Here is a 9,968-nt window from a genome sequence, read left to right as displayed (position 1 = left end):
TCCAAAGGAATCCCACCAGCCCAAACGGGCCGGACAGGGTTCAAAAAAATGGCATTGAACATAGTGCACGCTATTGAGTTCTCAAGGAACGGACGCTCCCGTTTCACGTCTCTTCCGAGACGATCAGCCCGAGGCTTTTCGTTCTTTCCCGCCGGCCGCTTCTCTCGACTCGTCCGGAGGCTTCAAACACAGCCCGAAAACTTGGCTTCGTTCTGGCTTGGAAGTGTCCCGCTTGAGGTGGAAGGCCGGGCCGCTCAGGACCCTCTCGCTCTTCCGCACCTTTGGGGTGACAAGGGAATACTTTACGTGCACCTGCACGCCCCCGCAAATCACTCCTGCATCCCGGGCGTGTCGCCCGGAATCATGCGGATCCGGGCAGGTCTGGCCGCCCGGTGCGGCGCGCACCCGGCGGCGCTCCGCGGGCTGCGTCACCCGCCCCACTCCGCCGCATCGCGCCCCCACGCGCGCGGCCCGTTCGGCCACCCGTCGGGAAGGCCGTCGTACGCGAGCGCCGGCAGCACCCCACGCGCACGGGTCGGCTCGCCGAACTCGACCTCCTGCTGCGCCCGCGTCCCGGGGTCGAGCGCATCCACCGGGAACGGTTCCCCGGTGCGCGGGGCCACCAGGAGCGCGGCGGCCGTCCGCCGCAACGACCCTCGCGCCAGCCACGAGCCGCCCTCCCTGCGTTGGCGCTCGACGAGCGTGATCGCCGCTGCAGCGAGGAGGTAGCCGGTCGCATGGTCGAGTACCTGCGCGGGCAGTGCGCCGGGTCGATCATCACCCTCGATGCGGGCGATGCCGCTGGCCGCCTGCACGATCGAGTCGAAGCCGCGACGCTCGCGCTCCCCCGCACCGAACCCCCACGCCGACAGCTGCACGGCGACGATGCCGGGGTGACGCGCCGCGACGTCGCTCGCATCGAGGCCGAGCCGGGCGATCGCGTCGGGCCGATATCCGGTGACGAGCACATCGGTGCCCGCGAGCAGCCGCTCGATGCACGCCCGTCCGTCCGGCGTCGTCGCGTCGACGAGCGCAGAGCGCTTCCCGGCGCCGGAGTCCAGGTGCTGCCAGGAGGGCTCCGGCAGACGGGGCGAGTCGATGCGCAGCACGTCGGCGCCGAGCTGCGCGAGTGCGCGCGTCGCGACCGGCCCCGCGATCACCCGCGTGAGGTCGAGGACCCGAATGCCCGCGAGCGGCCCGACGGTCCGGCCCGCGAGCGGCCGCCGGCGCTCGGCTGCACCGAGGTGCCCGACCTCGACGAGCGGCGTCTCCGCGAGTGCGGCATCGACGTCCGGCTGCTCGAGCGCCACCACCACGCAGAGCCCGCCGGCCGCAGTCACGCGCTCCGCGGCATCGGCCGCGTCCAACCCCGCCAGCGCCTCGCCGAGCTCCTTCGTGCCGGCGCCGTCGTCGAGCCCGAGCGCGTGCCGCAGCGCCGCCGCGTGATGCGGGTAGTTGCCGTGCGTGCGCACCCAGCCGTCGCGGGTGCGGAAGTATCCCGACATCGGCGCCCACACCTCGGGCGCCGTCCCGTCGACGCGGAACGAGCGCTCGCTCGAGACCGCGGCGGCCACCCGCGGCCCCGAGAGCCGCACGCGCGGCGCAGGCCGCCCGGTGCCGGCGACGGATGCCACGGCGCCCGCGAGCGAGGCGGCCGCGACCGACTCCATCGCGAGCGCGGCAGTCGCCAGACGTGACGGCAGTGCGGGCACGGGCAGCGGGTCCACCCGGTCGAGCAGGTCGGCGTCGCGACCGAGATCGGCCCAGGCCCGGGCCAGGAACTCCCGCTCCGGCATCCGCCCACCGCCCTCCCCGCGGTGCGCCCCGGCGCTGCTACGCCAGGAACACCCCTGCCATGGTCTTCTTGCCGCGGCGCAGCACGGCCATGCCGCCGGGCAGCGCGTTGCCGTCGATCGTCGCGTGCTCGTCGTCGACGCGCGCGTTGTTCAGCGAGACGCCGCCCTGCTTGATCGCGCGACGGGCGTCGCTGAGGCTCGCCACGAGCCCGGTGTCGACGAGCAGCTGCGCCACCGGGGCATCCGCCGTGGTGGTCGCGTGCGGCAGCTCGCGCAGCGCCGCCTCGAGGGTGGGCGCGTCGAGCGACGTGAGGTCGCCCTGCCCGAACAGCGCCTGCGAGGCGGCGATCACCGCCTCGGTGGCATCCGCCCCGTGCACCAGCGTCGTGACCTCGCTCGCGAGCCGCTTCTGCGCCTCGCGGCGGAAGGGCGCATCGGCGACGGCCTGCTCGAGCTCCTCGATCTCGGCGCGGGTGAGGAACGTGAACACCTTGAGCCGCGTGATCACGTCGGCGTCGTCGGTGTTGAGCCAGAACTGGTAGAAGCGGTAGGGGCTGCACAGTGCGGGGTCGAGCCAGATGGCGTTGCCCTCGCTCTTGCCGAACTTCGTGCCGTCGGAGTTCGTGATGAGCGGCGTGCCGATGGCATGCACGCTCCGCCCCTCGGCGCGATGGATGAGGTCGGTGCCGCTCGTCAAGTTGCCCCACTGGTCGCTGCCGCCGGTCTGCAGTACGCAGCCGTAGGTGCGGTAGAGCTCCAGGAAGTCCATGCCCTGCAGGATCTGGTAGCTGAACTCGGTGTAGCTGATGCCCTCGCTCGACTCGAGGCGCGCGGCGACCGCGTCCTTCTTCAGCATGGTGCCGACGCGGTAGTACTTGCCGATCTCGCGCAGGAAGTCGATGGCCGACATCGGCGCGGTCCAGTCGAGGTTGTTCACGAGCCGCATCCCGCTCTCACCCTCGCTCGACAGGAACCGCGAGACCTGGCCCTGCAGGTACCCGACCCACTCGGCGACGGTCTCCCGGGTGTTGAGCGTGCGTTCCGCGGTCGGCCGCGGATCGCCGATGAGGCCGGTCGAGCCGCCGACGAGCCCGAGCGGGCGGTGCCCCGCGAGCTGGAGGCGGCGCATGAGCAGCAGCTGCACGAGATTGCCGAGGTGCAGGCTCGGCGCGGTCGGATCGAAGCCGCAGTAGTACGTGATCGGGTCTCCGGCGAGCAGTTCCTTCAGTGCGGCCTCGTCGGTGGAGACGTGCACGAGGCCGCGCCAGACGATCTCCTCCCAGATGTCGTCGAAGGAGTCGTCGTTGCGCTGAGCGGCGAGGATCACGGGGTCTGGCACGCAGCAAGGCTAGCAGCGGGGCATCCGCCTCCCGCCCGATCGATCAAGCTTCAGTACTTGATTCCTCTTGATCAAGTCCACAGGCTGAAGTACGCTGAATTCAGCCCGCAGACTGCAGGGAGCGCCGATGTTCGTGATCACCGCCGACCAGGTCGGCAGCCGCACCCGCGACGACATCGTCGACGAGACCCGCCGCCGCATCGACGGCGCCCACGGCGACGCGCTCGCGCTGCCCGTCGGGCGCAACGCCGGCGACGAGCTGCAGGTGCTCACCGACGACGCGGCGACCGCGCTCGCACTCGTCCTCCAGCTCACGCGCGACGAACGGTGGAGCGTCGGACTCGGCACGGGAGCGGTGCGGATGCCGCTGCCCGACGACGTGCGCGAGGCCAGCGGGCCCGCGTTCTACGCGGCGCGCGACGCGGTCGACCGGGCCAAGCGCCGCTGGCCGAAGGTCGCGGTCACGAGCGGGGCGGATGCCGCGGAGACGGCCGCATCCGACGCCGAGGCGCTGCTGTCGGTCGTCGTCGCGCTGCGCGAGAAGCGCAGCGACGCGGGGTGGGAGCTGGCCGAACTGCTCGAGACCGGCATGCTGCAGACGGATGCCGCGGAGACCCTCGACATCTCCCCCGCGGCCGTCTCGGCGAGGGCCCGCGCCGGCGCGCTGCGTCCCGACCTCGACGCGCGCCCCGCACTCACTAGGCTGCTGCAGGAGCTCGACCGCATGGCGAGCAGCGAACCGGAGGAGACCGCCTGATGATCCCGTTCCCGCTGCCGTTCGAGGTCGACCGGGTGCTGGCCGCGATCGGCTGGTACGCGCTGGTGGCCGCGCTCGTCGTGGCCGCGGTGTTCGCCGTGCTCGCGGTCACCCGCGAGCGCCCGCGGCTCATCTGGTGGTCGGCGGCCGCGGTGGGCGTCGCCCTCGTCCCGGCCGCATCGCTGCCCGGGCAGCCGGCGCTTCCGGCATCCGTGCTCATCGTGCTGCTGGGCGGCGGCATCGCCGTGGTCGGCGGCAGCGCGGCCGCGGTGCTCGCGCTCGACACGGCGATGGGCGGCGTCGAGCCGGGGCTGCACGGCGGCATCCTGGTCGCGCCCCGCGACGCCCGCGGCGAGGGCCTCGTCGCCGAGCGCACCGAGGTGCTGCGCGGCGGCCTCACCATCGGCGTGCTCGAGCGCGTCGCGGCGGCCGGCACGATCATCGCCGGATTCCCCGAGGGACTCGCCGTCGTCGTCGCCGTGAAGGGCGTCGGCCGCTTCACCGAACTCGAGTCGAGCGAGGCGCGCGAGCGGTTCATCATCGGCACGCTCGCCAGCCTCGTCTGGGCGTGCGCGTGCGCCCTCGTCGTGCACCTCGTCATCCGCTGAGCGCGTCGACCGGCGTCGTCACATGGACACGGGCCGAGCGTCCGGACGCTCGCGCTCGCGACGGCGGATGCGACGAGCCAGCCAGACCAGCACTCCGGCGAGCAGCACCAGGCAGGCGACCGCGGTGAGCAGGTAGAGCGGGACGAGGCCGACCGATCCCATTCCGCATGCTGCGCAGTCCGGAGGCAGCGCTGCGACGTAGCGGTACGTCACCCACACCGAGATCCCCGCAGCGAGGATGACCGCACCCCCGGACCACAGGAAGAATCTCCGCCAGCGCGTGCCATCACGACTCGTTGCACCCCGCACCGCGCCCCCTCTCAACGCTCCGAGAACTTCCTACCACTCGGGTCGAGCGCAGATGCGGAGTTCGTGCACATCCCGCTTCAGTCGTGCGACTTCGGGTGGCGACGGTACGGCGACACCGTCGGGTCATCGGGCACGCGGAACCGCCACGGGTAGTGCGCACCGCCACCGGCGCCGGAGACCCCGACGCGCGGGCCGGCGAGGTGCGACACGGGCGCATCGGGCAGGTGCAGCGCGAACGGTGCGGCGAGCAGGTCGGCGCCGTTCGCCGCGAGCGGCACGCCGAGGGCGGACGCCAGACGCGCCGGGCCGCGGGCGAGGTCGCGGTCGGTGCGGGCGGAGCTCCGCCGCATCCGTGCCGTCTCGATGCCGTCGACCACCTCCCCGGCGCGCAGCAGCACGGCCGAGGCGACGCCCTCCACGCCGCAGACGACGTTGATGCACACGTGCATGCCGTACGTGAAGTACGCGTAGAGGTGGCCGGCCTCGCCGAACATCACGGCGTTGCGCGGCGTGCGGCCGCGGAACGCGTGCGAGCCGGGGTCGGCCCCGCCGCGGTACGCCTCGACCTCGGTCAGGCGCACGGTCACCGCCCCGTCGGGGGTCGCGTGGGTCAGCTCGGCGCCGAGCAGCAGCGGTGCGAGCTCGAGCGAGTCGACCGCCAGCCCGGCGCGCGAGGCCGGGATCAGAGCCGCGACTCCGGCAGGCCGGCCGCCAGGGCGCGCACGCGCTCGGTGAGCGCGGTGAACTGCTTCGCGACCGACGACGGCGCGGTGCCGGCGACCCCGTCGCGGCTCGCGACCGACCCCTCGATCGTGAGCACCTCGCGCACCTCGGGCACCAGGTGCGGCGAGATGGCCGCGAGCGCGTCGTCGGGCACCTCGTGCAGGTCGAGCCCGTGCTCCTCGGCGTAGCGCACCAGCGCGCCCGTGATCTCGTGCGCGTCGCGGAACGGCACATGCCGCTTCACCAGCCACTCGGCGACGTCGGTCGCGAGCGAGAAGCCCTGCGGAGCGAGCTCGGCCATGCGCGCGGTGTCGAACCGCAGGGTGGCGACCATGCCGGTGAACGCGGGCAGCAGCACCTCGAGCGTCTCGACCGAGTCGAACACCGGCTCCTTGTCCTCCTGCAGGTCGCGGTTGTACGCGAGCGGCAGCGCCTTGAGGGTTGCGAGCAGGCCAGTGAGGTTGCCGATGAGTCGCCCCGACTTGCCGCGCGCGAGCTCGGCGATGTCGGGGTTCTTCTTCTGCGGCATGATCGACGACCCGGTCGAGTAGCCGTCGTCGAGCGTGACGAAGCCGAACTCGCGCGTGTTCCAGAGGATGATCTCCTCCGAGATGCGCGACAGGTCGATGCCGATCATCGCGGCGATGAACGCGAACTCGGCGACGACGTCGCGGCTCGCGGTGCCGTCGATCGAGTTCTCCGAGATGCCGGCGAGCCCGAGGTCGCGGGCGACGGATGCCGCGTCGAGACCGAGCGTCGACCCCGCGAGCGCGCCCGAGCCGTACGGCGAGACGTCGGCGCGCCCGTCCCAGTCGACGAGCCGGTCGAGGTCGCGCGTGAGCGCCCACGCGTGCGCGAGCAGGTGGTGCGCGAGCAGCACGGGCTGCGCATGCTGCAGGTGCGTGCGGCCGGGCATGATGGCGTCGCCGTGCGCCTCGGCCTGCGCGGCGAGCGCGTCGATGAGGTGCACGAGCTCGGTCGCGATGACGGCCGCGTGGTCGCGCAGGTACATGCGCACGAGCGTCGCGATCTGGTCGTTGCGGCTGCGGCCGGCGCGCAGCTTGCCGCCCAGCTCGGGCCCGACGATCTCGATGAGCGCGGCCTCGAGCGCGCCGTGCACGTCTTCATCGGTCTCGGCGGCGACGACCTCGCCCGACTCGACGTCGGCCTCGAGGCGGTTCAGCCCGTCGATCATGACCTCGAGCTCCGCCGCCGTGAGGTAGCCGGCCGCGTGCAGGGCGCGTGCGTGAGCCCGGGAACCTGCGATGTCGTACGGCGCGAGCTGCCAGTCGAAGTGGGTCGACTTCGAGAGCCGCGCGAGCTCGGGCGACGGGCCCGAGGCGAACCGGCCGCCCCAGAGCGAACCCTCGTTGGTGCCGTGCTCGGCCATCAGGCGTTCTCCTCACCGTCGACGCCGGCGTTCTGCGCGAGCAGCCACACCAGCAGCGCCTTCTGCGCGTGCAGGCGGTTCTCCGCCTCGTCCCAGATGATGCTCTGCGGCCCGTCGATGACGTCGGCCGTCACCTCGTAGCCGCGGTCGGCGGGCAGGCAGTGCAGGAAGACGGCGTCGGGCGAGGCGAGGGCCATCAGCTCGGCGTCGACGCGGTAGCCGCCGAAGGTCGCCACGCGGTGCGCCTTCTCCTCCTCCTTGCCCATCGACACCCAGGTGTCGGTGACCACGACGTCCGACCCCGCGGTCGCCTCGGCCGGGTCGGTGAACAGCGTCACCGATCCCCCGGTGTCCGCAGCGATGGCGTCGGCGTCGGCGACGACGGATGCCGCGGGCGAGAACTCCACGGGCGACGCGATGCGCACGTGCATGCCGGCCATGACGCAGGCGAGCACGTACGACTGCGCCATGTTGCTCGCGCCGTCGCCGAGGAAGGTGACCGTGAGGCCCTCGAGCGAGCCCTTGTGCTCGCGGATCGTGAGCAGGTCGGCGAGCAGTTGGCACGGGTGGAAGTCGTCGCTCAGCGCGTTCACGACCGGCACGCGCGTGCCGGCGGCCATCTCCTCGAGGCCGGCCTGGCCGTAGGTGCGCCAGACGATCGCTGAGACCATGCGCTCGAGCACGCGGGCCGTGTCGCTCGGGGTCTCCTTGCCGCCCAGCTGGCTCGACGCGGTGGAGATGATCAGCGGCGAGCCGCCCAGGTCGGCGATGCCCACGGCGAACGAGACGCGGGTGCGGGTCGACGACTTGTCGAAGATGACGGCGACCGTCTGCGGGCCCTCGAGCGGGCGGCGGCCCCAGCGGTCGGCCTTGAGCTCGACGGCGAGGTCGAGGATCGCGGCCTGCTCCGCGGGGGTGATGTCGTCGTCGCGCAGGAAGTGGCGGGTCATGTCGTCCTTTCGGGAAGGTCAGAGTGCGGCGAGCGCGCGCGAGAACCGTTCGATGAACTCGTCGATCTCGGCGTCGCCGATGATGAGGGGCGGCGCGAGGCGGATGCTCGAGTCGTTCGCCGCGTTGATGATGAGGCCCTCCCGCAGGGCGGCGGTCGCGAGGGCGCCGGCGTGCGGCTCGGCGAGGCCGACGCCGAGGAGCAGCCCGCGGCCGCGCACCTCGGTGACGAGCGGCGAGCTGATCGCGAGGATGCGCTCGGCCAGCTGCGCGCCGCGCACGCGGGCGTTCTCGACGAGACCCGCCTGCTCGATCTCGCCCAGCACCGCGTTCGCGGTGGCGGTCGCGAGCGGGTTGCCGCCGAACGTCGAGCCGTGCATGCCGCGCTGGTAGAGGCCGGATGCCGCGCCGAACGTGACGAGCGCACCGATCGGGAAGCCGCCGCCGATGCCCTTGGCGACCGTGATCGCGTCGGGGGTGACCCCCTCGTGCTGGTAGCCGAACCAGTCGCCGGTGCGCCCGGCACCGGTCTGGATCTCGTCGACGATGAGCAGCGCGCCGTGACGGGCGGTGAGCTCGCGGGCCGCCTCGAGGAAGCCGTGGGGCAGCGGCAGCACGCCCGCCTCGCCCTTGATCGGCTCGACGAACAGCGCGGCCACCGTCTCGTCGATCGATGCCTCGAGGGCGGCGATCGAGGTGTCGATGTGGTCGACACCGCCGGGCACGGGCTCGAACGGCGCCCGCATGTGCGGCTTGCCCGTGAGCGCGAGGGCGCCCATGGTGCGGCCGTGGAAGGCGTCGTGCAGGGCGAGGATCTTCCGGCGGCCCTGGTCGCGGTGGTTCAGTCGGGCGAGCTTGAACGCGGCCTCCATCGCCTCGGCGCCGGAGTTGCCGAACCAGACGCGACCCGACTCCCCCGCGCCCGCGAGGCGCACGAGTCGGTCGGCCAGCTCGAGCTCCGACGGCGTCGAGAAGTAGTTGGAGACGTGCGCGAGGGTTCCGGCCTGCCGGGAGACGGCTTCGACGAACACCGGATGCGCGTGGCCGAGCGCGTTGACGGCGATGCCCGCGAGGAAGTCGAGGTACCAGGTGCCGTCGGCGCCCTGCACGCGGCATCCGTCGCCCGCGACCAGGTGCGCGAGCGGCGTGCCGAGCGAGCGCATCATGCGCCGGTCGAACAGCTCCCCGGGGTTCACGACGCCACCTCCGCGGGCACGACCTCGGTGCCGACCCCGGTCTGGGTGAACACCTCGAGCAGGATGGAGTGCGGCACGCGCCCGTCGATGATGGCGGCCTTCGCGACGCCGCCCTCGACGGCCTCGAGGCACGCGGTCATCTTCGGGATCATGCCCGACTCGAGCGACGGCAGCAGGTCGACCAGCTGCGGCACGTCGATGACCGACACGAGCGAGTCGCGGTCGGGCCAGTCGCGGTAGAGCCCTGCGACGTCGGTGAGGATCACGAGCTTCGCCGCGCCGAGCGCGACCGCGAGCGACGCGGCGGCCGAGTCGGCGTTCACGTTCAGCGACTGCCCGGGCTCGTCGAGGTCGGGCGCGATGGACGAGACGACCGGGATGCGGCCGGCGTCGAGCTGCGCGTGCACCGACGCGGGATCGACCGCGACGACGTCGCCGACGAGCCCGAGGTCGACCTCGACGCCGTCGACCACCGCGCCACGGCGCCGGCCGCGGAAGAGGCCCGCGTCCTCCCCCGAGATGCCGGCGGCGAGCGGGCCGTGCTCGTTGATGAGCGACACGAGTTCGCGGTTCACCTGCCCGGTCAGCACCATGCGCACGACGTCCATCGCCTCGGGCGTCGTGACCCGGTAGCCGCCGCGGAACTCGCTGTCGATGCCGAGCCGGTCGAGCATCGACGAGATCTGCGGCCCGCCGCCGTGCACGACGACCGGGCGGATGCCCGCGTAGCGGAGGTACACCATGTCCTCGGCGAACGCGCGCTGCAGCTCGGGGCTGACCATGGCGTTGCCGCCGAACTTCACCACGATGACCTGGTCGTGGAAGCGCTGCAGCCAGGGCAGCGACTCGATCAGGGTGCGGGCCTTCTCCGCGGCATCCGCCGCACTGTTCTCAGGATTCAT

At 72.5% G+C, this 9,968-nt stretch carries 10 protein-coding genes; 2 read left to right on the top strand and 8 right to left on the bottom strand.

What is annotated here, in order from left to right:
- Nucleotides 1–428 precede the first annotated feature (428 nt).
- Nucleotides 429–1,796, bottom strand: coding sequence for a CoA transferase (locus ABZK10_RS12745; RefSeq protein ID WP_353809573.1), 1,368 nt, complete (start codon nucleotides 1,794–1,796; stop codon nucleotides 429–431).
- A 37-nt stretch (nucleotides 1,797–1,833) separates the two neighbouring features.
- Nucleotides 1,834–3,135, bottom strand: coding sequence for a tyrosine--tRNA ligase (gene tyrS, locus ABZK10_RS12740; RefSeq protein ID WP_353809572.1), 1,302 nt, complete (start codon nucleotides 3,133–3,135; stop codon nucleotides 1,834–1,836).
- 127 nt (nucleotides 3,136–3,262) lie between these two features.
- Between tyrS and ABZK10_RS12735 the strand changes: the two genes are divergently transcribed.
- Together ABZK10_RS12735 and ABZK10_RS12730 are read left to right on the top strand one after the other, a co-directional pair.
- Nucleotides 3,263–3,892: a DNA-binding protein gene (locus tag ABZK10_RS12735; protein ID WP_353809571.1), complete on the top strand. Its 630-nt coding sequence runs from the start codon at nucleotides 3,263–3,265 to the stop codon at nucleotides 3,890–3,892.
- On the top strand, nucleotides 3,892–4,500 hold the full coding sequence (locus ABZK10_RS12730) for a hypothetical protein (protein ID WP_353809570.1): 609 nt from the start codon (nucleotides 3,892–3,894) through the stop codon (nucleotides 4,498–4,500). The genes ABZK10_RS12735 and ABZK10_RS12730 overlap by 1 nt, the downstream gene beginning before the upstream one ends.
- 18 nt (nucleotides 4,501–4,518) lie before the next feature.
- Here the strand turns inward: ABZK10_RS12730 and ABZK10_RS12725 are convergent, their stop codons facing one another.
- The 6 genes from ABZK10_RS12725 to argB all read right to left on the bottom strand — a co-directional run bounded on the left by ABZK10_RS12725 (nucleotide 4,519) and on the right by argB (nucleotide 9,968).
- The gene (locus ABZK10_RS12725) at nucleotides 4,519–4,662 is read right to left on the bottom strand and encodes a hypothetical protein (RefSeq protein WP_353809569.1); all 144 of its coding nucleotides are present in this window, start codon (nucleotides 4,660–4,662) and stop codon (nucleotides 4,519–4,521) included.
- 224 nt (nucleotides 4,663–4,886) lie between these two features.
- The gene (locus tag ABZK10_RS12720; RefSeq protein ID WP_353809670.1) at nucleotides 4,887–5,495 is read right to left on the bottom strand and encodes a DNA-3-methyladenine glycosylase; all 609 of its coding nucleotides are present in this window, start codon (nucleotides 5,493–5,495) and stop codon (nucleotides 4,887–4,889) included.
- Nucleotides 5,492–6,922: an argininosuccinate lyase gene (gene argH / locus ABZK10_RS12715; protein ID WP_353809568.1), complete on the bottom strand. Its 1,431-nt coding sequence runs from the start codon at nucleotides 6,920–6,922 to the stop codon at nucleotides 5,492–5,494. The genes ABZK10_RS12720 and argH overlap by 4 nt, the downstream gene beginning before the upstream one ends.
- Nucleotides 6,922–7,872 (bottom strand): ornithine carbamoyltransferase, encoded by a 951-nt coding sequence (gene argF, locus ABZK10_RS12710; RefSeq protein WP_353809567.1) that lies wholly within the window; start codon nucleotides 7,870–7,872, stop codon nucleotides 6,922–6,924. The genes argH and argF overlap by 1 nt, the downstream gene beginning before the upstream one ends.
- An 18-nt stretch (nucleotides 7,873–7,890) precedes the next feature.
- The gene (locus tag ABZK10_RS12705; protein WP_353809669.1) at nucleotides 7,891–9,036 is read right to left on the bottom strand and encodes an acetylornithine transaminase; all 1,146 of its coding nucleotides are present in this window, start codon (nucleotides 9,034–9,036) and stop codon (nucleotides 7,891–7,893) included.
- A 26-nt stretch (nucleotides 9,037–9,062) separates the two neighbouring features.
- Nucleotides 9,063–9,968 (bottom strand): acetylglutamate kinase, encoded by a 906-nt coding sequence (gene argB, locus ABZK10_RS12700; RefSeq protein WP_353809566.1) that lies wholly within the window; start codon nucleotides 9,966–9,968, stop codon nucleotides 9,063–9,065.

The organism is Agromyces sp. SYSU T00194 (genome assembly GCF_040496035.1).
Classification (GTDB): Bacteria; Actinomycetota; Actinomycetes; order Actinomycetales; family Microbacteriaceae; genus Agromyces; species Agromyces chitinivorans.
Note: the sequence above shows the minus strand (reverse complement) of the source record. Positions and strands in the feature narration are given on the sequence as shown.

What these genes read in the sequence shown, in the direction of transcription:
- ABZK10_RS12745 (WP_353809573.1), bottom strand. Translation starts at nt 1,796, where the DNA reads ATGCCGGAGCGGGAGTTCCTGGCCCGGGCCTGGGCCGATCTCGGTCGC.
- ABZK10_RS12735 (WP_353809571.1), top strand. Translation starts at nt 3,263, where the DNA reads ATGTTCGTGATCACCGCCGACCAGGTCGGCAGCCGCACCCGCGACGAC.
- ABZK10_RS12730 (WP_353809570.1), top strand. Translation starts at nt 3,892, where the DNA reads ATGATCCCGTTCCCGCTGCCGTTCGAGGTCGACCGGGTGCTGGCCGCG.
- ABZK10_RS12725 (WP_353809569.1), bottom strand. Translation starts at nt 4,662, where the DNA reads ATGGGATCGGTCGGCCTCGTCCCGCTCTACCTGCTCACCGCGGTCGCC.
- argH (WP_353809568.1), bottom strand. Translation starts at nt 6,922, where the DNA reads ATGGCCGAGCACGGCACCAACGAGGGTTCGCTCTGGGGCGGCCGGTTC.
- argF (WP_353809567.1), bottom strand. Translation starts at nt 7,872, where the DNA reads ATGACCCGCCACTTCCTGCGCGACGACGACATCACCCCCGCGGAGCAG.
- ABZK10_RS12705 (WP_353809669.1), bottom strand. Translation starts at nt 9,036, where the DNA reads ATGATGCGCTCGCTCGGCACGCCGCTCGCGCACCTGGTCGCGGGCGAC.
- argB (WP_353809566.1), bottom strand. Translation starts at nt 9,968, where the DNA reads ATGAATCCTGAGAACAGTGCGGCGGATGCCGCGGAGAAGGCCCGCACC.